Below are 21,959 nucleotides of genomic sequence, written 5' to 3'. Positions count from 1 at the left end.
TTGAAACGATCCGTCCGCGACCAGACGGATGGGTTGGGTCCCCGGACACCCGGGGACGAAATTCATTCCATGAACAGCGAACTGACCGATTCCTCGTTGCTGATGCGCAGCATCGTGTCGGCGAGCAGCGAGGCGACCGAGACCTGGCGGATGCGCGGGCAGGCCTTGGCGTCGTCGCGCAGCGGGATGGTGTCGGTGACGACCAGTTCGTCGAGGTCCGACTCCGAGATGCGCGAAATCGCGGCGCCCGACAGCACGGCGTGCGTGCAATAGGCGAGCACGCGACGGGCGCCGTGTTCCTTCAGCGCGGTGGCGGCCTTGCACAGCGTGCCGGCGGTATCGACGATGTCGTCCATGATCACGCAGGTGCGGTCCTTGACCTCGCCGATGATGTTCATCACCTCGGAGACGTTGGCCTTCGGGCGGCGCTTGTCGATGATCGCCAGGTCGCACTCCATGCGCTTCGCAAAGGCACGGGCGCGCACGACGCCGCCGACGTCGGGCGAGACAACCAGCAGGTCGTCGTAGTTCTGCTTGTCGAGGTCGGCGAGCAGCACCGGCGCGGCATAGACGTTGTCGACCGGGATGTCGAAGAAGCCCTGGATCTGGTCGGCGTGCAGGTCCATCGTCAGCAGGCGCTGGACACCGACGGCCTGCAGCATGTTGGCGACGACCTTCGCGGTGATCGGCACGCGCGCGGAACGCGGACGGCGGTCCTGGCGCGCGTAGCCGAAGTAGGGGATGGCGGCGGTGATGCGGCCGGCCGACGCGCGCTTGAGGGCGTCGACCAGGACCATCAGTTCCATCAGGTTTTCGTTCGTCGGCGTGCAGGTGGGCTGAAGGATGAAGACATCCTTGCCGCGCACGTTTTCGAGCAGTTCGACGTTGACCTCGCCGTCGGAGAAGCGGCCCACCGTGGCCGAGCCGATGGAAATGCCCAGCCTGCGCACGACATCCGCCGCGAGTTTGGGGTTGGCGTTGCCGGTGAAGACCATCAGGCTGCCGTAGGCCATGTCCGAATCTCCGATGCCGCTAGAATGGCGAGGGTAAAAACGACTCGGGCAGGCGCGAGGCCTGCCCGGATATGTTGGCTGGGGAAGAAGGATTCGAACCTTCGAATGCCGGAATCAAAATCCGGTGCCTTGACCAACTTGGCGACTCCCCAAATGAAACCTTTTTCGCCCGCTCAGTCGAGCCAGTCATACAGCGGATGTTTCGCCAGACTTCTTGCCTTCCATGCCCGCATCGGCGCTGGGCACTTCCCGACAATGTCGTTCGCTTCCATCTCGCTGCCAACCTCGGCAAACACGCAGGCGCCCGATCCGGTCATCCGCGCGGGCGCAAACTGCGCCAGCCACTCGATTGCCGCACCGACCTCGGGATATCGATTGCATGCTACTGCTTGCAGATCGTTACGGGTGGTGCTTGCTGCGAAGTCCGTTATTCTGATGGGTCCCGTATCGCGCGTCAACTCCTCCGCGCGGAAAATTTCAGCGGTGGGCACCACGACCGGGGGCGCGATGACCACGTACCACGTCGGCGGCAGGGTGAGCGGTTGCAGTTCCTCGCCCACGCCCTCGGCGAAGGCGTCGCGCCCGAAGATGAAGAAGGGGACGTCGGCGCCGAGCTGCAGGCCGAGCTTCGCCAGCGCGACGCGGCTCAGGCCGCTTCCCCACAGGCGGTTGAGGGCGATCAGCGTCGTGGCGGCGTCCGAGCTGCCGCCGCCCAGGCCGCCGCCCATCGGCAGGCGCTTGTCGATCGCGATGTCGGCACCGAGGCGGCAGCCGCTTGCCTGTTGCAGCAGCCGGCCCGCACGCACGACGAGATCCTGCTCCTCGGGCACGTCCGCGACTTCCGTCGTGCGGCGCACGGCGCCGTCTGCGCGCAGGGCGAAGCTGAGGCTGTCGCCCCAGTCGAGCATGCGGAAGGCCGTCTGCAGCAGGTGGTAACCGTCGGCGCGGCGGCCGACGACGTGAAGGAAGAGGTTCAGCTTGGCCGGGGCGGGGCAGTGTTCGAGGCGGGTCAACGGCAGGGGGTCCATTGGTCGATGACGAGCCGGATGCGCGCGTCGCCCCAGGCGGCATCGATGCGGCGCGGTGCGGCGTCGGTCGCGGGGCTGGCGTATTCGGTGTAGTCGATGGTCCAGCCGGCATCGGCGATGCGCGTCGGGCGGCCGGCCTCGTCCAGGCTCAGCACGCGCGCGCCGGGCCGCGCCGATGCCTGAACCCAGTGTTGCAGGCCGTCGATCGGTGCGGGGACGCCCAGCAGGCGCGGCAGGATGGTGTCGATGTCATCGGCCTGTTCGGCGCGGCCGTCGGCAGTGAGCAGCATGGCGCCGCGCGGCGTGCGCACGAGCTGGCCGACGATCTGGCCGAGGGGGCTGTAGACGGTCCATTCGTCGGCCGCCGGCGTGTGCGACCAGGTCAGGGTGCCGTTGGCAGCGCGTTCGCCGTCGCTGGCGGCGAGGCGTCCTTCGAGTTCGAAGGCTGCGGCCACGGGACGCGGCGCGGCGGTGAGGCCGCGTGTGGCCTGGCTCGCGCAGCCGGCCAGGAGCAGCACGGCGAAGACTGCGGCGACAGCCCGTCCGGCCGTCCGGAAGGCGGCGTGCTTCATTGGCCGCGCAGGCGCTTGACGACGGTCTTCAGCGCATCATTGTCGGGGTTGTTCTTCAGCGCCTCGTCCCACACGCGCGACGCATCGGACTGGCGCTTGAGGGTCCACAGCACTTCGCCGAGGTGGGCGGCGATCTCGGGATCCTGGCGCAGGCTGTAGGCCTTTTCGAGATGGGCGAGGGCGCCGATCGCGTCGTTGCGGCGGAAGCGCACCCAGCCCATGCTGTCGAGGATGAAGGGGTCGTCGGGGGTGAGTTCGAGCGCGCGCACGATCAGCGCTTCGGCCTCGTCGAGGCGCACGCCACGATCGGCAAGGGAGTAGCCCAGCGCGTTGTAGGCGTGCGAGAAGTCGGGGCGCAGCGCGATCAGCTTGCGCAGTCGCCCTTCCATGATGTCGAGCTTGCCGAGGCTTTCGGCGAGCATGGACGATTCATACAGCAGGTCGGTGTCGTCCGCGTTGTCGCGCAGGGCGCCGTCGATGAGCTCGAAGGCTTCGGCCTCCTTGCCGGCGCCGCGCAGGAGCTGCGCTTCGGCGAGCAGCAGGCGCTTGCGTTCGGGCTCTTCGACCTTGAGGTTGCGCAGGTGCTCGCGCGCTTCCTGGAGTTTGCCGTCGCGTGCGAGCACCGACGCGATGCGCAGTTGGGCGTCGAAGTGCTGCGGACCCGGCTCGACGGCGCGGTACCAGCGCACGGCGGTTTCGCTGTCCTTGCGCCTTTCCGCAACCTGGCCGAGGTTGAGGCGGATGCTGTCGTCGTCGGGGTGGCCGGCGTTCAGCGCACGTTCGAGCTGGGTTGCCGCGACGTCGTAGTCTTCCAGCTGGGCCGACAGCAGGCCCACGGCGTACATCAGTTCGCGGTCGTCGGGCGCGCCGTCGAGAAGTTGGCGGAATTCCTTGCGCGCGGCCTCGAATTGCCGCGTCGACACCAGCGCGCGGGCATGCGCGAGGCGGGCGTTGCGGCTGTCGGGGTGGCGTTCGAGGTACTCGCCGACGAGCTTCGTGGCCTCCTGCATCGCGCCGGATTGCGACAGGAGCTGCGCCTTGAACAGCACCGCGGGCTCCCAGTCCGGGCGCAGGCGCAGGGCGGTGTCGATCGAGGCGACGGATTCCATCATGTCGCCGGTGCCGACGGCGGCCTGGGCGCGGGCGAAATGGGCTTCCGGGTGGCTGGTGTAGGGCTCCGTCAGGCGCATCACGATGCCCTTCACGGCTTCCTTGTCCTGCACGCGCGAGAAGGCGCGGTTAAGCCCCATCAGGTGGTTGTCGACGTTTTCGGGTGACTGCGCGAGCAGGCGGGCGAGCTGGGCCTGTACCTGTTCGAGCTGGCCGTCCCCGCCGGCAAGGAGGCCCGCGAGGATGCGGCGCGCTTCCTCGGAGCTCGGGTCGGATTCGGACCAGATGCGGGCGGCTTCGATCGCCGCCGGCATGTTGCGCGCGAACAGCGCGATTTCCATCGCCCGGCGTGCGATGCGCGGGTCGCGGGTGCGCTGCGCGAGGTCGGCATAGGCCTGTACGGCGATGTCGACCTCGCCGCGTGCGCCGGCGATTTCGGCCAGCAGGAAAGTGTAGAGCGTGCGCGCGCTGAGTTCCTGGCCCGGCAGGGCGGTTGCGGCTGCCGCCTCGTCGGGGGCGGGCGCGGCCTGCGCGGAGGTCGGGAAGGCTAGCGCGAGGGCCAGTCCCAGACCGGATGCGAACAAGGAGATGAGGCGATTCATGTACTTGGCCCAGAGGGGGTTGCACGAACTTCAAACCGGCCCTGCGGTCGTGTCTGACGTATGCTGTTGCCGCGGTGCGTCGGCAGTCGTCCCTTAGAAGGCCCGAATGCGGATGCGTTCGCCCGATGTTATGCAGTTTCTTCGTTTGCGGGCAAGCGCGGCGGCTGTACGGGCCGGTTTCCGCGTCTTGCTTTCATCGTTTTCGAGTGTCGTGAATGCCTGAATTGCCTGAAGTCGAGACGACCTGCCGTGGCATACGCCCGGCGATCGACGGCCGGACCATGACCGGCGTGAGCGTGCGCAACGGGCGCCTGCGCGTACCGGTGCCGCCGGACCTGGGCGCGTGCGCGGCCGGCGCGCCGCTGCAGGGCGTGAGGCGGCGGGCGAAGTACCTGCTGCTCGATTTCCCTGCCGGCAGCGTGATCGTGCATCTGGGCATGTCGGGCAGCCTGCGGGTGGTCGATGCGGATCTGCCGCCGGGCACGCACGACCATGTGGATCTGGTCTTCGGCGACCGGGCGCTGCGGCTGCGCGATCCGCGACGCTTCGGGCTGATCGTGTGGCAGCCGGGCGATGCGCTCGCGCATCCGCTGCTCGCGCGCCTCGGCGTCGAGCCGCTCGGGGACGAGTTCACCGGCCCCTGGCTGCACCGCGCGTTCAAAGGGGTGCGGGCGCCGATCAAGCAGGCGCTGATGGACGGGCACCGTCTCGTCGGGGTCGGCAACATCTACGCGTCCGAGAGCCTGTTCCGGGCGCGCATTCACCCGCTGGCGCCGGCCGGCAGCGTCGGGCCGCGGCGTATCGGGCGCCTCGTCGAGGCGGTGCGCGAGACGCTGCAGGCGGCGATTGCCGCGGGGGGCAGCTCCTTGCGCGACTTCGTCGGCGGCGATGGGAAGAAGGGGTACTTCCAGCAGGAGTATTTCGTCTACGGCCGCGCCGGGCTGCCGTGCCGTGTGTGCGGTACGAGCGTGCAGCGGGTGGTGTGCGGGCAGCGCTCGACCTTCTTCTGCCCGCGCTGTCAGCGCATGTGAATGGAATGGCGGCGGCGCCGGTCGGGGACGTCGTTCGTCGGCATCGGCGTGCCGCCGGTCGAGCCCGCGGTTCCACGCATTGGACGACGCCCGATTCGGCGCTATGCTCCCACGATCTGAAACCTGTGCGTGCCCGCCTTGCGGGAGTGCGCGAGCGAGACCTTCATGACCCTCGTGGATCAATTTTCCGCTTACAGCCAGTGGCGTGCCGATGCGGCGGGGGCGGTCGGGCTCCTGCGGCAGTGGCTGTCGCGCAACGAGCTTGGCGACGTGCAGGGCGACCTGCGGTTGCAGTACGTGCTCGACCGTCTGCGCGACGACAAGCTCACCGTCGCCTTCGTGGCCGAGTTCTCGCGCGGGAAGTCCGAGCTCATCAATGCGATCTTCTTTTCCGGGCACGGCGATCGCGTGCTGCCGTCGAGCGCCGGGCGCACGACGATGTGCCCGACCGAGCTGCAATGGACGCCCGGCGCGCGGGCCGAGATCCGCATGCTGCCGATCCGCTCGCGCGCGACACATGCGAGCGTGAGCGAGCTCAAGCAGTTTCCGGAGGAGTGGATGGTGCTGCGGCTCGATGCCGGGTCGCTCGCGGATCTGCAGCAGGCCTTTGCGCGCGTCGGCGAGACCGAGCGGGTGACGACCGAGCTGGCGTCGCGCCTGGGGTTCGACATCGACGAGAAGGGCGAGACCGGCCTCAAGCCCGGTGCCGACGGCATGGTCGAGATCCCGAGCTGGCGCCATGCGGTGATCCAGTTCCCGCACCCGCTGCTCGAGCAGGGGCTGGTCGTGCTCGATACGCCGGGCCTCAACGCGATCGGTGCGGAGCCGGAGCTGACGCTGTCGCTGCTGCCCAATGCCCATGCGGTGCTCTTCGTGCTGGCAGCCGATACCGGTGTCACGCAAAGCGACATGGCCGTGTGGCGGGAATACGTGCAGGGTGGACAGAGCCGGCGCAAGGGCCGGCTGGTCGTGTTGAACAAGATCGACGGGTTGTGGGACGGCTTGCGCGACGAGGCGCAGATCGACGCCGAGATCGCGCGCCAGGTGAGGTCGGTCGCGGAAACGCTGGACGTTCCGGCGACGACGGTGTTCCCGGTGTCGGCGCAGAAGGGGTTGGTGGGGCGGATTTCCGGTGACGCCGGGCTCGTCGAGCGCAGCCGCCTGGGCGAGCTCGAGCGGGCGCTGGCGGAGGACCTGCTGCCGACCAAGCAGGAGATCGTACGCGAAAGCACGCTCGCGGAGACCGACGACCTCGTGAAGCAGACCGATACGCTGCTCAGGGCGCGGCTTTCGGGCCTGCTCGAGCAGCTGCAGGAGCTGACCGACCTGCGCGGCAAGAACCAGAGCGTCATCGAGTACATGATGCGCAAGATCCGCAGCGAGAAGACCGAATTCGAGCAGGGCCTGCAGAAGTATTACGCGGTGCGCAGCGTGTTCTCGACGCTGACGAACAACCTGCTCGGGCATCTCGGCATGGAGGCCCTGCGCGACGAGACGCGGCGCACGCGCGAGGCGATGCTGGAGTCGACCTTCACGAAGGGCCTGCGCCAGGCGATGGAGAGCTTGTTCCTGTCGCTGCGCGGCAATCTCGCGCGCTCGGCGGACGAGATCGCCGAGATCACGCGCATGCTCGACAGCATGTACAAGCGCTTCAGCGTCGAGCACGGGCTCAAGCTCGCCGCGCCCGAGGCTTTTTCGACGCTGCGCTACGAACGCGAACTCGACCGGCTCGAGTCGGCCTTCAACCGCCAGATCAATTCCGCGCTGGCGCTCGTGACGACCGAGAAGCACACGCTGACGCAGAAGTTCTTCGAAACCGTCGCGGTCGAGGCGCGGCGAACCTTCGAGGTCGCCAACCGCGACGTGGAGCAGTGGCTGCGCGCGGTGATGTCGCCGCTGGAGACGCAGGTGCGCGAGTACCAGCTGCAGTTGAAGCGCCGTCTCGAGAGCGTCAAGCGCATCCACCAAGCGACCGACACGCTGGAGGAGCGCGTCGCGGAACTGGAGCAGGCCGAAGCGGCGATGGTCGCGCAGCTTGCCGAGCTGAAAGAGATCGCAGCCGGTATCCGCGCGGCGCTGGGGGCTCCGGCACCGTCCGGGGCGACGGCCGGTATCGCGCAGGGGCGCGCGGCCTGAGTGTTCCGGAGCGCCCGGCGCGCGTGCCGCCGGGTGTCGTCGTCGCTTGAACGGCCACGTGAACGAAAAAGCGGACCGTTGCGGTCCGCCCCTGCGTGAATCCTCCGGCGCCGCGGCCGGGGGTGTTCAGGCCTTCTTGCCGGTCAGGCGAATGAACTTTTCCATCAGCTGATCCTTGGTCTCGACCACATCCGGATTCAGCGGGATACAGTCGACCGGGCAGACCTGCTGGCACTGCGGTTCGTCGAAATGGCCGACGCACTCGGTGCACTTGTTCGGGTCGATCTCGTAGATCTCGTCACCTTGCGAGATCGCGCCATTGGGACATTCCGGCTCGCACACATCGCAGTTGATGCATTCGTCCGTAATCATCAGAGCCATCTTTCAATTCCTCGTATTCACTTCACTGAAACTTTCTGCAGCAGCCGTTGGTAAACGGCAGGCTGCACGAACTTGCTGACATCGCCACCCAGGCGGGCGATTTCGCGCACCATCGTGGCCGAGATGAACATATATTCCTCTGCCGGCGTCAAGAATACCGTTTCGACGTCGGGAAAGAGCTTCCGGTTCATTCCGGCCATCTGGAATTCGTACTCGAAGTCCGACACGGCCCGCAGACCGCGCAGGATCAGGCGCGCGTTCTGGGCGCGCAGGAAATCCATGAGCAGGCCGTCGAAGCCGACGACGTCTACGTTGCCGAACGGGGCCACGACGTCGCGGGCGATCTGCACACGCTCGTCGAGCGTGAAGATCGGCCCCTTGCCGCGGCTTTCGGCGACGGCGACGACGACCCTGTTGAACAGCAGCGACGCGCGCCGCACGAGATCCTCGTGCCCGCGCGTGAAGGGGTCGAAGGTCCCCGGATAGATCGCCACCCCTTCCCTCATTCCTGCCTCCCATGCAGAAGATGAAAATGCACCTGGCCGGCACGGCCTGCCTTGACCGTGCTCAATCCTGCCAGTTCAGTCACTGCTGCTTCAGATTCGGCGTAAATCCAGCCGTCCGGCTTCAGCACCCGGCCGAGCCAAGGCTCCAGCCGCTCGAGCCAGCCCTTGTTGTAGGGCGGATCGAGGAACACCACGTCGAACCTGTCAGAGGTGGTTTGCGCGAATTTTAGCGCATCGCCGCGGATGAGCTCCACCCGCGATGCCTGCAGGGTCGTTGCGGCCTGGCGCAGGGCGGCGAACGCGCGTGCGTCCGATTCGACGATCACGACGCGCTCCGCGCCGCGCGAGGCCGCCTCGAAGCCGAGGATGCCCGAGCCGCCGAAGAGGTCGAGGCAGGTGAGGCCGTCGAGCTCCTGCCCCAGCCAGTTGAACAGCGTCTCGCGCACGCGGTCGGGCGTCGGCCGCAGGCCGGGGACGTTGGCGACTTCGAGCAGGCGCGAACGCCATTCGCCGCCGACGACGCGCACCCGGCTCACTTGCCGTGGCCTGCCTTCTTCGCCGCCGGCGCTGCGCTGCCCGCGCCGTTGTCGCCGTCGCCGCCAGCGACCACCGTGACGAGGTTCTCCGCCTTCACCCGCCGGGCGAAGGCGTCGCGCACGGATTCGACCGTGACCGCCGAGACCTTCTTCGGATAGGTCTCGAGCCAGTCGAGCGGCAGCTGGTAGAACGCGATCATGCCGACGTAGTCGAGGATCTTGCGGTTGGAGTCGAGGCGCAGGCCGAACCCGTTCACCATATTGTCGCGCGCGGCCTTGAGTTCGGCCGGCGTCGGCCCCTTGGCGACAAAGTCCTGGAGGACGCCGGTGGTCACCTTCAGGGCCTCCTCCGCCTGGCTGCCGCGGGTCTGCAGGCCGATCTCGAACGGGCCGGCGACGCGCAGCGGCATGAAGTAGCTCGACACGCTGTAGGCGAAGCCGCGCTTCTCGCGCACTTCCTTGGTCAGGCGCGACACGAAGCCGCCGCCGCCGAGCACGTAGTTGCCGACGAGCAGCGGGAAGTAGTCGGGGTCGTCGCGGCTCATGCCGGGCATGCCCATCAGGATGTGGGCCTGCGCCGACGGGTGGGCGATGTGCTCGGTGCCGCGTGCCGGCAGCTGCGGTGCGGGGATCGGCGCGGGGGCGGCGCCGGCGGGCAGTGCTTCGGTGAGCTGGCGCGCGATCGCGTCGGCGTCGTCGCGGCTGACGTCGCCGACGATGGTCACTGCGGCGCTGCCCGCGGTGTAGTGGGTGCGGTGGAAGGCCTGCAGCTGCTCGCGCGTGATGCCCTGCAGCGACTCGACGGTGGTCGAGCGGCCGTAGGGGTGGTTGCCGTAGATCATCGCCATGAAGCGGCGCGACGCGAGGGTGTCGGGCTGGGTGAGCGCTTCCTTCAGGCCGGCGATCGCGCGGGCGCGCTCGCGTTCGAGGATCTCGGCGGGGAAGGTCGGCTTCGCGAGCAGGCGGGCGGCGAGCGCGATCGCGGCGTCGCGCTCGGTGGCGCTCGACAGCGTGCGCACCGACAGCGTCGCCATGTCGGTGTCGGCACCGCCGCCGATGCGCGCGCCGGTGTCGGCGATGCGCTCGGCGATCTCCTGTTCGTTCAGGCCTTCGGTGCCGGCGTCGAGCAGGCTGCGCGTGAGGCTGGCGACGCCCGTGGCGCCTTCGGGTTCGTAGGCACTGCCGGCAGGGAAGGAGATCTGGATGTCGATGAGCGGCAGCGCGTGGCTTTCGACGAAATACACGCGCGCGCCGGTCGCGGCGTTCCAGTGCTTGATGTCCGGGCCAGCGGCGGCGTTCGGGCTCGCGAGCGGGCCGAGCAGGGCGGCGCAGGCGAGCAGGGTGCGGAAGGAGCGGAAAGTCGGGCGGAGAATGCGCAACGCGGTCATGGGCTTCGTCTGCATGTCAGTGTCTCGCTCCCGGAACGGCTGCGCGCGGCTTCGCGTCGGCAGGCAGCGGCAGCGGGTCGAGGCGGGCGCGGGTGAGGGTGTTGTCGGTGAAGTACTTGCGGGCGACAGCCTGGACGTCCTCGGCGGTGACCTTGCGGATGCCTTCGAGGAGTTTGTCGTCGTCGCGCCAGGACAGGCCGGTGGCCTCGAGGAAGCCGATCTCCATCGCCTGCCCCATCAGCGAGTCGCGCTTGTAGACCTGGCCGGCGACGGTCTGCGTCTTGACCCGGCGCAGTTCGTCCTCGGCGACGCCGTCCTTCTGGATGCGCTCGATCTCGGCGCGCAGCGCGGCCTCGACGTCCGCAACGGTCTTGCCGGCGGCGGGCGAGCCGTCGACGACAAAGAGCTGCGGGCCGCGGCCGGTGCCGTCGTAGCCGGCGCCGGCGGAGACGGCGACCTGGTTCTCGCGCACGAGGCGGCGTGGCAGGCGGGCGCCGTCGTAGCCGTCGAGGATCGCGGCCAGCACCTTCAGCGCGTGCACGTCGCGGTCGTTCTCGGGATCGCGCAGCGTCGGCGCGCGCCACGCGAGGGCGATGTAGGGCAGTTCGGCCGGCGCCTTGACGACGGTCTCGCGCGGCCCGAGCTGTTCGGGTTCGGCGGTGATGCGTCGCTGCGGCAGCGGGCGCGCCTTGATCGCGCCGTAGTGCTTGCGCGCCATGTCGAACACGGACTTGTGATCGACGTCGCCGACGACGACCAGGCGCGCGTTGCCGGGCGTGTACCAGGTCCTGTGCCACTTGCGCGCGTCTTCCGCGGTCATCGTGTCGAGGTCCGTCATCCAGCCGATGATCGGGCGGCCGTAGGGATTGGCCTGGAAGGCGGTCGCCATCAGCTGCTCGCTGACGAGCGAGCGCGGCTGGTCGTCGGTGCGCAGGCGGCGCTCTTCCTTGACGACCTCGACTTCGGGCTTGAAGTTGGCGTCGGTGATCCTGAGGTTGTTCATGCGGTCGGCTTCGAGCTGCATCACGTCGGCGAGGCGCGCGGACGGGATCTGCTGGAAGTAGGCCGTGTAGTCGTGCGACGTGAAGGCGTTGTCGCGCCCGCCGATCGCGGCGACGCGCTTGTTGAATTCACCCGGGCCGACCTTGTCGGTGCCCTTGAACATCATGTGTTCAAGCAGGTGGGCGATGCCGGAGACGCCGGCGGGCTCGTCCATCGCGCCGACGCCGTACCACACCATGTGGACGACGGACGGGGCGCGGCGGTCTTCCTTGACGATGATCTTCATGCCGTTCGCAAGCGTGGTCTCATAGGGATTGGCTTGCAGCGGGCCGGCCGCCACGGTGAGCGCGGCAGCCACGAATGCGGCGCGTGGAAAGGTCTGGCGAAACATGGACATGTCCTGCATCTGGTAGAATTTGCGGTTCACGTGGCCCGCGATCCGGGCATCCGATTCGACGCGAAGCCGAATCTTAGCGTTATTGGCGGCTTGGCGTTCGCCGTCGTTGAAACCTCACAAGAGACCCGAGTGAGCATGTTTGGTTTCCTGAAGAAGTCCCTGAAGCCCGAAGCGGCGGCGCAGCCGCAGGCGGAGCCCGCACCCCCTGCTGCAGTCGAGGCGCCCGTTGCGGCACCCGCGGCCGAGCCGGTGGTCAAGCGCTCCTGGGCGGACCGCCTGAAAGCGGGCCTGTCGCGCACGCGGCAGCAGATCGGCGGCGGGCTCGCGAGCCTGTTCGGCCGGCGCAAGATCGACGAGGATCTGCTCGAAGAGCTCGAAGCGACGCTGCTGATGGCCGACTGCGGCGTCGATGCGACGCAGCACCTGCTCGACGCGCTGCGCAAGCGCTGGAAGCGCGACAAGCTCGAGACGGCGGACCAGTTGCAGGGGGCGCTTGCCGAGGAACTCCTCGCGATCCTGGCCCCGCTCGAGCAGCCGCTGGACGTATCGGGGCATTCGCCCTACATCATCATGATCGCGGGCGTGAACGGCTCGGGGAAGACGACCTCGATCGGCAAGCTGGCGAAATACTTCCAGTTGCAGGGCAAGAGCGTGCTGCTCGCCGCCGGCGACACCTTCCGCGCGGCCGCGCGCGAGCAGCTGACGACCTGGGGCGAGCGCAACAACGTGACGGTGATCGCCCAGGAAGGGGGCGACGCCGCGGCGGTGATCTTCGACGCGATCAACGCGGCCAAGGCGCGCGGCATCGACGTCGTGCTGGCGGACACCGCCGGCCGGCTGCCGACGCAGCTCCACCTGATGGAGGAGATCGCCAAGGTGCGCCGTGTGATCGCGAAGGCCGAGCCGTCCGGCCCGCACGAGGTGCTGCTGGTGCTCGACGCCAACATCGGGCAGAACGCGCTCGCGCAGGTGAAGGCCTTCGATGCGTCGATCGGCGTCACGGGGCTGGTCGTCACGAAGCTCGACGGCACCGCGAAGGGCGGCGTCGTCGCGGCGATCGCGCGCCAGTATCCGCGTCCGCTGCGCTTCATCGGCGTCGGCGAGGGGATCGACGACCTGCAGCCGTTCAATGCGCGCGAATTCGTCGATGCGCTGTTCGAACCCGTCGCAGGAGCCGGCGGCGCGGCATGATCGTCTTCAACGAAGTCGTGAAGCAGTACCCCGGCGGCTACACGGCGCTCGCCGGGGTCAGTTTCGAGATCCGCCACGGCGAGCTGGCGGTGCTGTCGGGCCACTCGGGGGCGGGCAAGAGCACGCTGCTGAAGCTGATCGCCGCGATCGAGCGGCCGACGTCGGGCTGCGTGAGCATCAACGGGCAGGACGTCTCGGCGCTGCGCCCGCGCGCGATTCCCTATCTGCGCCGCAACCTCGGTCTCGTGCTGCAGGAGCATCGCCTGCTGTACGACCGCAGCGTGGACGACAACGTGATGCTGCCGCTGGTGATCACGGGCCATCCGCCGCGCGATGCAGCCAAGCGCGTGGCGGCGGCGCTCGAGCGCGTCGGGCTGTCCGGGCGCGGGCGCGAGATGCCGGCGGGGCTGTCGGGCGGCGAGCAGCAGCGCGTCGCGATCGCGCGTGCGATCGTGAATCGCCCGTCCATCCTGATCGCCGACGAGCCGACCGCGCATCTCGACACCGCCTACGCGAACGAGATCGCAAGCCTGTTCAAGTCCTTCAACGCCGCGGGGGTCACCGTGCTGGTGTCGACGCACGACGAGCGCCTGTTCGCGCAGCACAGCCCGCGCCGGCTGGTGCTGCACAAGGGGCTGCTGCAGGGGGTGGCCGCATGAGCACGTGGTTCTACCTGCATGGGCGCGCTTTCATGCAGGCGCTGCGGCGCCTCGCCTCGCAGCCGTTGGGCACGCTGCTGTCGGCGCTGGTCGTGGGCATCGCGCTGTCGCTGCCGGCCGCGGGCTACCTGCTGATCGACAACGTCGCCTCGCTGGCGCGTGGCGTGTCCGGTACGCCCGAGATCAGCGTGTTCATGGCGCAGGATGCGTCGGCGGAGGACATCGCCGCGGCCGAAAAGCGGCTGCGCGGGGATGCGCAGCTCGCTGGCTACCGTCATGTGACGAAGGACGAGGCGCTGCACCAGCTCGAGAAGAGCGGGCTGGGCGACGTGCTCGGCGGACTCGCCGCCAATCCGTTGCCGGATGCCTTCATCGTCACGCCACGCGGCGAGGATCCGGCTCTCTACGACAGCCTGCACGCGCGTTTCGCGGCCTGGCCGGGGGTGGCCCACGTGCAGCTCGACTCCGCGTGGGTGAAGCGCCTGCATGCGCTGCTGGGGCTGGGCCGCTCGGCGGTGCTGCTGCTCGCGGGCCTGCTGGGGTTCGCGCTGGTGATCGTCACCTTCAACACGATCCGGCTGCAGATCCTCACGCAGCGCCACGAGATCGACGTGAGCCGGCTGCTGGGCGCGACCGACCCCTTCATCCGCCGTCCGTTCTACTGGTTCGGCAGCCTGCAGGGCCTGCTCGGCGGCTGCGTGGCGCTCGCGACCGTGTGGGCGACCGTGCATGCGCTCGGCGGGCCGGTCGCGAGCCTCGCGGAGACCTACGGCGCGGTGTTCGCGCTGACCGGACCGGGGCCGCACGCGAGCGCGGCGATCCTCGGCTTCGCGGCCTTCCTCGGCTGGCTCGGCAGCGCGATCTCGGTGCGTCGGCATCTGGCCGAGCGGCTCGGCTGACCGGGCACGGGGACGGGTTCGGGCATTGCAGATGCAATGACCCGCCCCGCATTGCGCGGGGCCGCTATAATCTTCGCCCCCAATGTTGGGGGTAAATCTTTTTCGGGATCGGATACGCACATGAATGCGCCGGAACTGCGTTCGCCCATCGTCGGCAACCGCGTCGAACTGAACATCTTCACGACGCTGACGTGCAATCTCAAGTGCTCGTACTGCTCGATCGCGGTGGGCGACGTCGTCGGCTCGCAGGGCAAGGCCGAGTATTCGCTCGACACGCTGGATGCCTTCGTCGCGACGCATCTCGCGGACAAGGAGATCTACGTCACCTTCTATGGCGGCGAGCCGACGCTCAACATTCCCTTCATCGTCGGGCTGATGGAACGCCACCCGACCTGGCGCTACCAGCTGCAGACCAACGGCACGCTGCTGCACCGCCTGCCCGATGCGGTGCTGGCGAAGCTGTCGAACGTGCTGGTGTCGGTGGATGGCGCGGAGCACACGACCGACCATTACCGCGGCCGCGGCGTGTACCGCAAGGTGACCTCGAACATCGAGAAGGTCCGCCCCAAGCTCGGCGGCAAGCTCACCGCGCGCGTCACCTGGGGGCATGAGGACATCAGCTTCGAGGAGCTCGACAGCCTGCTGCCGACCTTCGACTATGTGTACTGGCAGTTCGCGCAGGCCGAGGGCTTCTACGATGCCGAGAACATGCGGCGCAAGAAAGCCGCACTGACGCAGCTGATCGACAAGTTCTTCGCGACCGACGGGCTCTATCCCTTCATCCCGCTGATGGGCACGGTGCGCAACAAGGTGCTGCCGTCGCGCGCGCGCGAGGCGTGCAGCGGGCACACGCAGTGCCGCTCGTCGACGCACATCCTCAACATCCTGCCCGACGGGCGCATCTTCCCGTGCCCGGATCTCACGCACCTGCCCGAGCTGCAGAGCGGCGACCTGAACGCCAACTGGCTGAAGGCTAGCCCGCTGCAGCCCGCGCCGGAGATGCCGTGCGAGGGCTGCGAGGCGCTTTCGTTCTGCCGCCGCAACTGCATGAAGAACCTGTACGTCGGCTACGTGCTCGACGATGCGCCGTATCGCGAGCAGGTCGTCGAGCCGATCTGCGAGCTGGTGAAGTTCATGGGGGCGGAGATCGACCGGCGCGATCCGCACGCGTGGTACGCGCAGGCGACGCTGCCGGTGCGGCGCGAGATCTCGGACTGCGAGATCTACGAGTATGTCGAAGTGATGCCCTGAGCGTCGAAGCGGTGCCCTGAGGCCTACGCGGGTCCGGTATCGAGGACTTCGCGCACGATCTGTGCGAGGTCCTCGATGCGGTAGGGCTTGCTGATCATCCGGAATTCGCCGGGAATGGCTTCCAGCTCCAGCAGCGCGTTGCCGGTGTAGCCCGATGTGTAGAGCAGCTTCAGGTCCGGGCGCTGCTGGCGTGCGCGGCGCGCGATCTCCGGTCCGTTCATGCCGCCGGGCAGGACGACGTCGGTGAACAGCAGGTCGATGCCGGGTTCCTGGGCGAGCAGCGCGAGCGCCGTCCTGCCTTCGGGGGCCTGCAGGATGCGGTAGCCGAGTCCCCCCAGCACACGACAGACGAGTTCGCGGACCTTGTCCTCGTCCTCGACGACGAGGATGGTCTCGCTGCCCGAGGCGTCGGGACGGGGAGCGGGCGCGTCGGCGGACAATGCGCCCGCCGGGCGGGTGATGACCGGGAGGAAAATCTTGACCGTGGTGCCCGTGTCCGGCTCGCTGTAGATTTTCACGTGGCCGCCCGACTGCTTCACGAAGCCGTACACCATCGCCAGGCCGAGGCCGCTGCCCTTGCCGGTTTCCTTGGTCGTGAAGAAGGGGTCGAAGGCGCGCTGGACGATTTCTGGCGGCATGCCGCAGCCGGTGTCCGACACGGCCAGCATCACGTAGGCGCCGGGCTTCACGTCGCCCTCGAGTGCCGCGTAGTGCTCGTCCAGGCTCATGGCGCCCGTTTCGATCGTCAGCGTGCCGCCTTCGGGCATCGCATCGCGCGAATTCACCGCGAGGTTGAGAAGCGCCGATTCGAGTTGGGTGACGTCGGCGAGCGCGGGAGGCAGGTCGGTGGCGGCATGGAACTTGATATTGATGTGCTCGCCGAGGCTGCGCCGCAGCAGGCTGGTCATGCCGGCGATGAGGTCGTTGAGATCCAGCGGCACGGGGGCGAGGCGCTGCTTGCGCGAGAATGCGAGCAGGCGCCGGTTGAGCTCGGCGCCGCGCCATGCCGCCTCCAGCGCGCCGGTGATGAGCTCGGCGGCCGCGGGGTCGTTGTGCACGCGGCGCGCGAGGAGCTGCAGGTTGCCCATCACGACCGTCAGCAGGTTGTTGAAGTCGTGCGCGATGCCGCCGGTGAGCTGCCCGACGGCTTCCATCTTCTGCGCCTGATGCAGCGCGCGCTCGGCCGTAGCACGTTCCTCCATCTCCGACTGCAGCGCCCGATTGGCCTGCTCGAGTTCGGCGGTGCGCTCGCGCACGCGCAGTTCGAGCTCGTCGCGTGCCTGGCGCAGCGCCTCCTGGGCCGCGCGGCGTTCGCTGATGTCGCGGATTGCCGCGGAGATGAGTACGGTGTCGCCGTTGCCGAGGGGGCTGAGGCTGATCTCGATCGGCACCTGCGAGCCGTCCTTGCGCTGGCCGGCGAGATCCAGCCCGGTGCCCATGGGACGCACGGAGGGTTTGCCGATGTACGCGTTGCGCTTGCCGACGTGGTCGCCGCGCAATTGCTGCGGGACCAGCATCTCGATCGACTGGCCGACGAGTTCCGTGCGCGCATAGCCGAAGAGCCGCTCGGTTTGCGCATTGACGAGGAGGATGCGTCCGCCGTTGTCCACGACGACGATTGCGTCGGGGGCCGATTCGATGAGTTGGCGGGCGCGCTCCGCCATCGCCCGGCTGCGGGCGAGTTCGTCCTCGAGGCGGGCGATTTCCGCTGCGTGCGAAGTGCCGAGTCCTTCCATCCGCGCCTCTCTGCGGTTGTAGCGGGACCTGCGGGCGATCCGTGCTCGCGAGTCGGCTCCGCCGCCCTGTTCTCGTGGTTTATTTGTTGTTGATCCGGCGTCGCGGCTATCGGTTCCCGTGGCCGCCGGGTGTGCCTGTGTCGGACATCGTAGTCCAGGCAGACGGTGCGAAGTGCGGAATTGTGCCGCGTTGCGCGTGCTCCCGCCCGCAAAGGTGAGGCCAGGGCGTCAGTGCACGAGGATGGCGCGGAAATCGTTGACGTTGGTGAGCGTCGGACCGGTCGCGACCGCGTCGCCGAGTGCCTCGAAAAAGGTGTGGGCGTCGTTGTCGGCGAGGCGGTCGGCGGGGCGAAGCCCCAGATTCCAGGCCCGAGCCAGCGTATCGGGGGTGACGATCGCGCCGGCGATCTCCTCCTGCCCGTCGACGCCGTCGGTGTCGCCGGCGAGCGCATGGATGCCCGGCGTGCCGTTCAGGCCCAGCGCGAGCGAGAGGAGGAATTCGACGTTACGGCCGCCGCGCCCGTTTCCGCGCACGGTCACCGTGGTCTCGCCGCCGGACAGCAGCACGCAGGGCTTCGCGAAGGGCTGGCCGCGCCGGGCGACCTGCAGCGCGATACCGGCCAGCACCTTGCCGACGTCGCAGGCTTCGCCTTCGAGGCTGTCGCCGAGGATGTGCGCCGCGAGGCCTGCGTCGTGCGCGACCTGCGCGGCGGCTTCGAGCGCGAGTTGCGGCGCGGCGACGATGCGCGTCTCGTGGCCTTCGAGCCGCCTGTCGCCGGGTTTGATGCTTTCGCCGCGTCCGCTTTCCAGCACCTCGCGCACTGCGGGTGGCAGGGCGATGCCGCAGCGGCGCACGATCGCGAGGGCGTCGTCGCAGGTCGTCGCGTCGGCGACGGTCGGGCCGGAGGCGATATCGGTCGGGGCGTCGCCGGGCACGTCCGAGAGCAGCAGGGTGACGACACGCGCAGGGTGGCACGCCGCGGCGAGCCGTCCGCCCTTGACCGCCGAGAGGTGGCGGCGGATGCAGTTCATCTCGGAGATCGTTGCGCCCGACTTCAGCAGGGCGCGGTTGACCGCCTGCTTGTCCTCCAGCGTCAGCCCTTCCAGCGGTGCGTTCAGCAGCGCCGAGCCGCCGCCGGAGATCAGGCACAGCACGAGGTCGTCGGGGCCGAGGCCGCGCACGCGGTCGAGCATGCGTTGCGTTGCCGCGAGTCCCGCAGCGTCGGGCACCGGATGGGCCGCTTCGACGATCTCGATGCGCTCGCAGGGCAGGGCGTAACCGTAGCGGGTGATGACGAGGCCTTCGAGCGGTCCCGGCCAGTGGTCCTCGACGGCGCGCGCCATCGCCGCCGAGGCCTTGCCGGCGCCGATGACGACGAGCCGGCCCGTGGGCGGCGCCGGCAGGTGCGGCGGGATGCAGCGCGCGGGCTGGGCGGCGGCGATCGCAGCGTCGAACATGCGCCGCAGCAGCGCGCGCGGGTCGAGGTCGGGCCTCATCAGTAGGCGCCCTTGACGAGGTTCGTCGGCCGGCCGGCGACGAAGTTCTCGATGTTGTCGATGAGCTGGTCGGCGAGCGTCTGCTGCGCCTCGTCCGAGGCCCACGCGACGTGCGGCGTGAGGATCACGTCGGGGCGGGCGGCGATGCGCATCATCGGGCTGTCGGCGGCAGGCGGCTCGCCGGCGGTGACGTCGAAGCCGGCGCCGCTGACGAGGCCCTCGTCGAGCGCCTGCACCAGCGCCTCCTCGTCGACGAGGCCGCCGCGTGCGGTGTTGATGAGGAGCGGCCGGCGCGCCATCCTGCGGAACTCGGGTAGCGCGATCATGTTGCGCGTCTCGGGTGTGAGCGGGCTGTGGATGGTGATGATGTCGCTTGTCGCGAGCATCTCGTCCCATGGCGTGTACAGCTGGCCGAAGCCGCTCCTGCCCTTGTGCTCGGCGAACAGCGGAACCATGCCGAAGGCGCGCGCGAGCGCGGCGACGCTCTGGCCGAGCGCGCCTTCGCCGATGATGGCCAGGCGCGCGCCGGCGAGGTCGTGGATCGCGTGGTTGAAGAAGCAGAACTGGCCGGACTTCTGCCATTCGCCGTTGATGACGTCGTCGCGGTAGGCGACGATGTTCCGCCGCAGCGCGAGGATCAGCGCGAAGGTGTGCTCGGGCACGGTGTTCACGGCGTAGCCGCGGATGTTCGCCACGGCGATGTCGTGGCGCTGGCAGTACGCCTTGTCGACGCAGTCGGTGCCGGTCGCGGCGACCGCGACGAGGCGCAGGTCGGGGAGCTGCTCGAGGACGGCGGACGTGAGCGCCACCTTGTTGGTGATCGCGATGGTCGCGCCCTTGAGGCGTTCGACGACCTCGTCGGGGCGGGTGCGCTCGTGCACGACCAGTTCGTGATCGAAGGCGGGGCTGCGCAGGCGGATCTGCGGGGCGATGGTCGCGCGGTCGAGGAAGACGATCTTGTGCATGTGGTTCTCTGTAAGGTCGGGGTCAGAGGTGGCGCTTGGCTTCGGCGGCGACGGCCGCCGGGGTGATGCCGAAGAGCTCGTAGAGTTGGTCGACGGGGCCGGAGGCACCGAAGCCCTTCATGCCGACGAAGCCGCCGCGGGGGCCGAGGTACTGGTCCCAGCCGAAACGCATCGCGGCCTCGACGCCGACGCGTACGGTGCCTTCGCCGAGCACGGCGTTGCGGTAAGCGGCGTCCTGCGCGTCGAAGAGCTCCCAGCAGGGCATCGACACGACTGCGGTGGGGATGCCGTCGGCCTGGAGCAGTTCGCGCGCGGCGAGCGCGACGGCGACTTCGGAGCCGGTCGCGAGGAGCGTGACGGCGCGCTCGTCGCCTTCGGGCTGTGCCAGCACGTAGGCGCCGCGGCGCGAGAGGTTGTCGTCGATATGAGCCCTGCGCACGGTCGGCAGGGCCTGGCGCGCGAAGATCAGGCTCGCCGGGGTGCGGCGCTGCTCCAGCGCGACCTCCCAGCATTCGGCGGCCTCGACCGCATCAGCCGGGCGCATCACGAGCATGTTGGGCATCGCGCGCAGCGACGCGAGGATCTCGACAGGCTGGTGCGTCGGGCCGTTTCGGCCGACGCCGATCGAGTCGTGGCTGAACACGAACTTCACCGGCAGGCCCATCAGCGCGGCCATGCGCATCGCCGGGCGCTCGTAGTCGGAGAAGGCGAGGTAGGTCACCGCGAGCGGGATCGCGCCGCCGTGCGCGGCGATGCCGTTGGCCATCGAACCCATCAGGTGCTCGCGCACGCCGCAGTGCACGTAGGCGCCGCTGCGATCTTCCGCGGAGAAGGCCGTGAGACTGCGTTTGTGGGAGGTCGGCGCTTCGAGGTCGGCGCAACCGACGATGCGTTCGGGAAGCACCCCGGTGAGGAGGTCGTTGATCTCGCCCGAGGCGAAGATGCCGGGCTTGGGCTCCGTCGCCGCGGCGGCGTCGCGCTTGTATCCGAGCAGGACCTCGCGCCAGCCTGCGGGCAGCTCGCCCGCCTGCACGCGCTCGAACTCGGCGCGTTCGGCAGCGGGCAGCGCAGCGAGGCGGGCTTGCCACGCGGCATGGTCGGCGTCGCTGCGCCGGCCGGCGGCGCGCCACGCGGCGAGGATGTCGCCGGGGATTTCGAAAGGCGCGTGAGTCCAGCCGAGGAATTCGCGCGCGGCGGCGGCGTCTTCGGCGTAGAGGCGCGCACTGTGCCCGCCGCGGCTGCCTTGCAGGCGCGGGATGCCGCGGCCGATCACGGTGCGGCAGGCGATCAGCGACGGCCGCGGATCCTTCTTCGCCAGCGCGATCGCCGCCGAGACGGCCTCCACATCGTGGCCGTCGAGTTCGACGACATGCCAACCGGCGACGCGAAAGCGTGCGGCGACGTCCTCGCTGATCGACAGCGACGTGGCGCCGTCGTCGGTGATCAGGTTGTCGTCCCAGAACAGGAGCAGCTTGCCGAGCTTGAGATGGCCCGCGAGCGAGATCATCTCCTGGCCGATGCCTTCCTGCAGGCAGCCGTCGCCGACGAAGGCATAGGTGTAGTGATCGACCAGATCGGCACCGAACTTCGCGCTGAGGTAGGCTTCGGCGACCGCCATGCCGAAGGCGTTGGCGATGCCTTGGCCGAGTGGGCCGGTGGTGACCTCGATGCCGGCGGTGGGGTCGAACTCGGGGTGGCCGGCGCAGTGCGAGCCGAGCTCGCGGAACGTCTTGATCTGGTCGAGCCCGATCTTCTCGTAGCCGGTCAGGTGCAGCAGCGAGTAGAGCAGCATCGAGCCGTGGCCGTTCGACAGCACGAAGCGGTCGCGGTCGGGCCAGGTCGGGTCGGCGGGGTTGAACTTCAGGTGCCGGGTGAAGAGGGCCGTAGCGATCTCGGCCATGCCGAGCGGCACGCCCTGGTGGCCTTCGGTCGCATGCACGATGGTGTCGATGGACAGGAAGCGGATCGCGTTGGCGAGCAGCCGCGGTTCGACGGACGACATGGCAAAGGGTCTCCTGTGCGCCTCCCGGTGAGGGGAGGCGGCAAATCTCCCTCCCCT

The 21,959-nt window shown here is 68.9% G+C and carries 19 protein-coding genes and 1 tRNA gene; 6 read left to right on the top strand and 14 right to left on the bottom strand.

What is annotated here, in order from left to right; translation table 11 throughout:
* Positions 1-62: 62 nt before the first annotated feature.
* From GPA27_RS22765 to GPA27_RS22745, 5 genes are all read right to left on the bottom strand, one after another.
* The gene (locus GPA27_RS22765) at positions 63-1,013 is read right to left on the bottom strand and encodes a ribose-phosphate pyrophosphokinase (protein WP_169142714.1); all 951 of its coding nucleotides are present in this window, start codon (positions 1,011-1,013) and stop codon (positions 63-65) included.
* Between the two features lie 75 nt (positions 1,014-1,088).
* Positions 1,089-1,165, bottom strand: a tRNA-Gln gene (locus GPA27_RS22760).
* Positions 1,166-1,186: 21 nt separating this feature from the next.
* Positions 1,187-2,041: a 4-(cytidine 5'-diphospho)-2-C-methyl-D-erythritol kinase gene (gene ispE / locus GPA27_RS22755; RefSeq protein ID WP_169142713.1), complete on the bottom strand. Its 855-nt coding sequence runs from the start codon at positions 2,039-2,041 to the stop codon at positions 1,187-1,189.
* Positions 2,023-2,613, bottom strand: coding sequence for an outer membrane lipoprotein LolB (locus GPA27_RS22750; RefSeq protein WP_169142712.1), 591 nt, complete (start codon positions 2,611-2,613; stop codon positions 2,023-2,025). Before GPA27_RS22750 ends, ispE begins: the two co-directional genes overlap by 19 nt.
* On the bottom strand, positions 2,610-4,325 hold the full coding sequence (locus tag GPA27_RS22745) for a tetratricopeptide repeat protein (protein ID WP_169142711.1): 1,716 nt from the start codon (positions 4,323-4,325) through the stop codon (positions 2,610-2,612). Before GPA27_RS22745 ends, GPA27_RS22750 begins: the two co-directional genes overlap by 4 nt.
* A gap of 215 nt (positions 4,326-4,540) precedes the next feature.
* Between GPA27_RS22745 and mutM the strand changes: the two genes are divergently transcribed.
* Both mutM and GPA27_RS22735 read left to right on the top strand, forming a co-directional pair.
* Positions 4,541-5,356, top strand: a complete 816-nt coding sequence (gene mutM, locus GPA27_RS22740; RefSeq protein ID WP_169142710.1) for a bifunctional DNA-formamidopyrimidine glycosylase/DNA-(apurinic or apyrimidinic site) lyase — start codon at positions 4,541-4,543, stop codon at positions 5,354-5,356.
* Between the two features lie 165 nt (positions 5,357-5,521).
* Positions 5,522-7,492 (top strand): dynamin family protein, encoded by a 1,971-nt coding sequence (locus tag GPA27_RS22735; RefSeq protein WP_169142709.1) that lies wholly within the window; start codon positions 5,522-5,524, stop codon positions 7,490-7,492.
* A gap of 126 nt (positions 7,493-7,618) precedes the next feature.
* On the opposite strand, the gene GPA27_RS22730 is transcribed toward GPA27_RS22735, so the two are convergent.
* The 5 genes from GPA27_RS22730 to GPA27_RS22710 are packed head-to-tail and all read right to left on the bottom strand — an operon-like array spanning position 7,619 to position 11,696.
* Positions 7,619-7,873 carry a YfhL family 4Fe-4S dicluster ferredoxin gene (locus tag GPA27_RS22730; protein ID WP_169142708.1) on the bottom strand — a complete coding sequence of 85 codons (255 nt, stop codon included), beginning with the start codon at positions 7,871-7,873 and terminating at the stop codon, positions 7,619-7,621.
* 17 nt (positions 7,874-7,890) lie between these two features.
* Positions 7,891-8,379, bottom strand: coding sequence for a pantetheine-phosphate adenylyltransferase (coaD, locus tag GPA27_RS22725; protein ID WP_169142707.1), 489 nt, complete (start codon positions 8,377-8,379; stop codon positions 7,891-7,893).
* Positions 8,376-8,915 carry a 16S rRNA (guanine(966)-N(2))-methyltransferase RsmD gene (gene rsmD / locus GPA27_RS22720; protein ID WP_169142706.1) on the bottom strand — a complete coding sequence of 180 codons (540 nt, stop codon included), beginning with the start codon at positions 8,913-8,915 and terminating at the stop codon, positions 8,376-8,378. Before rsmD ends, coaD begins: the two co-directional genes overlap by 4 nt.
* Positions 8,912-10,318 (bottom strand): M16 family metallopeptidase, encoded by a 1,407-nt coding sequence (locus tag GPA27_RS22715; RefSeq protein ID WP_246261387.1) that lies wholly within the window; start codon positions 10,316-10,318, stop codon positions 8,912-8,914. The genes rsmD and GPA27_RS22715 overlap by 4 nt, the downstream gene beginning before the upstream one ends.
* 1 nt (position 10,319) lies before the next feature.
* The gene (locus GPA27_RS22710; protein ID WP_169142721.1) at positions 10,320-11,696 is read right to left on the bottom strand and encodes a M16 family metallopeptidase; all 1,377 of its coding nucleotides are present in this window, start codon (positions 11,694-11,696) and stop codon (positions 10,320-10,322) included.
* 141 nt (positions 11,697-11,837) lie between these two features.
* On the opposite strand from GPA27_RS22710, the gene ftsY reads away from it, so the two are divergent.
* From ftsY to GPA27_RS22690, 4 genes are all read left to right on the top strand, one after another.
* Positions 11,838-12,893, top strand: coding sequence for a signal recognition particle-docking protein FtsY (gene ftsY / locus GPA27_RS22705; RefSeq protein ID WP_169142720.1), 1,056 nt, complete (start codon positions 11,838-11,840; stop codon positions 12,891-12,893).
* The gene (locus GPA27_RS22700) at positions 12,890-13,552 is read left to right on the top strand and encodes a cell division ATP-binding protein FtsE (RefSeq protein ID WP_169142705.1); all 663 of its coding nucleotides are present in this window, start codon (positions 12,890-12,892) and stop codon (positions 13,550-13,552) included. The genes ftsY and GPA27_RS22700 overlap by 4 nt, the downstream gene beginning before the upstream one ends.
* Positions 13,549-14,451, top strand: coding sequence for a permease-like cell division protein FtsX (gene ftsX, locus GPA27_RS22695; protein ID WP_169142704.1), 903 nt, complete (start codon positions 13,549-13,551; stop codon positions 14,449-14,451). Before GPA27_RS22700 ends, ftsX begins: the two co-directional genes overlap by 4 nt.
* Positions 14,452-14,571: 120 nt before the next feature.
* Positions 14,572-15,702: a radical SAM/SPASM domain-containing protein gene (locus tag GPA27_RS22690; protein ID WP_169142703.1), complete on the top strand. Its 1,131-nt coding sequence runs from the start codon at positions 14,572-14,574 to the stop codon at positions 15,700-15,702.
* Between the two features lie 23 nt (positions 15,703-15,725).
* On the opposite strand, the gene GPA27_RS22685 is transcribed toward GPA27_RS22690, so the two are convergent.
* The 4 genes from GPA27_RS22685 to tkt all read right to left on the bottom strand — a co-directional run bounded on the left by GPA27_RS22685 (position 15,726) and on the right by tkt (position 21,902).
* On the bottom strand, positions 15,726-17,438 hold the full coding sequence (locus GPA27_RS22685; protein ID WP_169142702.1) for a PAS domain-containing hybrid sensor histidine kinase/response regulator: 1,713 nt from the start codon (positions 17,436-17,438) through the stop codon (positions 15,726-15,728).
* 228 nt (positions 17,439-17,666) lie between these two features.
* Entirely contained in the window at positions 17,667-18,935 is a 1,269-nt protein-coding gene (locus GPA27_RS22680) for a glycerate kinase type-2 family protein (protein WP_169142701.1), read from the bottom strand.
* Entirely contained in the window at positions 18,935-19,900 is a 966-nt protein-coding gene (locus tag GPA27_RS22675) for a D-2-hydroxyacid dehydrogenase (RefSeq protein ID WP_169142700.1), read from the bottom strand. Before GPA27_RS22675 ends, GPA27_RS22680 begins: the two co-directional genes overlap by 1 nt.
* Positions 19,901-19,922: 22 nt before the next feature.
* Positions 19,923-21,902, bottom strand: a complete 1,980-nt coding sequence (gene tkt / locus GPA27_RS22670) for a transketolase (protein ID WP_169142699.1) — start codon at positions 21,900-21,902, stop codon at positions 19,923-19,925.
* Positions 21,903-21,959: the final 57 nt, after the last annotated feature.

The organism is Aromatoleum toluolicum, from assembly GCF_012911005.2.
GTDB classification, from domain to species: domain Bacteria; phylum Pseudomonadota; class Gammaproteobacteria; order Burkholderiales; family Rhodocyclaceae; genus Aromatoleum; species Aromatoleum toluolicum.
This window is presented reverse-complemented; position numbering and strand designations above follow the sequence as displayed.

What these genes read in the sequence shown, in the direction of transcription:
- GPA27_RS22765 (WP_169142714.1), bottom strand. Translation starts at nt 1,013, where the DNA reads ATGGCCTACGGCAGCCTGATGGTCTTCACCGGCAACGCCAACCCCAAA.
- ispE (WP_169142713.1), bottom strand. Translation starts at nt 2,041, where the DNA reads ATGGACCCCCTGCCGTTGACCCGCCTCGAACACTGCCCCGCCCCGGCC.
- GPA27_RS22750 (WP_169142712.1), bottom strand. Translation starts at nt 2,613, where the DNA reads ATGAAGCACGCCGCCTTCCGGACGGCCGGACGGGCTGTCGCCGCAGTC.
- GPA27_RS22745 (WP_169142711.1), bottom strand. Translation starts at nt 4,325, where the DNA reads ATGAATCGCCTCATCTCCTTGTTCGCATCCGGTCTGGGACTGGCCCTC.
- mutM (WP_169142710.1), top strand. Translation starts at nt 4,541, where the DNA reads ATGCCTGAATTGCCTGAAGTCGAGACGACCTGCCGTGGCATACGCCCG.
- GPA27_RS22735 (WP_169142709.1), top strand. Translation starts at nt 5,522, where the DNA reads ATGACCCTCGTGGATCAATTTTCCGCTTACAGCCAGTGGCGTGCCGAT.
- GPA27_RS22730 (WP_169142708.1), bottom strand. Translation starts at nt 7,873, where the DNA reads ATGGCTCTGATGATTACGGACGAATGCATCAACTGCGATGTGTGCGAG.
- coaD (WP_169142707.1), bottom strand. Translation starts at nt 8,379, where the DNA reads ATGAGGGAAGGGGTGGCGATCTATCCGGGGACCTTCGACCCCTTCACG.
- GPA27_RS22715 (WP_246261387.1), bottom strand. Translation starts at nt 10,318, where the DNA reads ATGCAGACGAAGCCCATGACCGCGTTGCGCATTCTCCGCCCGACTTTC.
- GPA27_RS22710 (WP_169142721.1), bottom strand. Translation starts at nt 11,696, where the DNA reads ATGTTTCGCCAGACCTTTCCACGCGCCGCATTCGTGGCTGCCGCGCTC.
- ftsY (WP_169142720.1), top strand. Translation starts at nt 11,838, where the DNA reads ATGTTTGGTTTCCTGAAGAAGTCCCTGAAGCCCGAAGCGGCGGCGCAG.
- GPA27_RS22700 (WP_169142705.1), top strand. Translation starts at nt 12,890, where the DNA reads ATGATCGTCTTCAACGAAGTCGTGAAGCAGTACCCCGGCGGCTACACG.
- ftsX (WP_169142704.1), top strand. Translation starts at nt 13,549, where the DNA reads ATGAGCACGTGGTTCTACCTGCATGGGCGCGCTTTCATGCAGGCGCTG.
- GPA27_RS22690 (WP_169142703.1), top strand. Translation starts at nt 14,572, where the DNA reads ATGAATGCGCCGGAACTGCGTTCGCCCATCGTCGGCAACCGCGTCGAA.
- GPA27_RS22685 (WP_169142702.1), bottom strand. Translation starts at nt 17,438, where the DNA reads ATGGAAGGACTCGGCACTTCGCACGCAGCGGAAATCGCCCGCCTCGAG.
- GPA27_RS22680 (WP_169142701.1), bottom strand. Translation starts at nt 18,935, where the DNA reads ATGAGGCCCGACCTCGACCCGCGCGCGCTGCTGCGGCGCATGTTCGAC.
- GPA27_RS22675 (WP_169142700.1), bottom strand. Translation starts at nt 19,900, where the DNA reads ATGCACAAGATCGTCTTCCTCGACCGCGCGACCATCGCCCCGCAGATC.
- tkt (WP_169142699.1), bottom strand. Translation starts at nt 21,902, where the DNA reads ATGTCGTCCGTCGAACCGCGGCTGCTCGCCAACGCGATCCGCTTCCTG.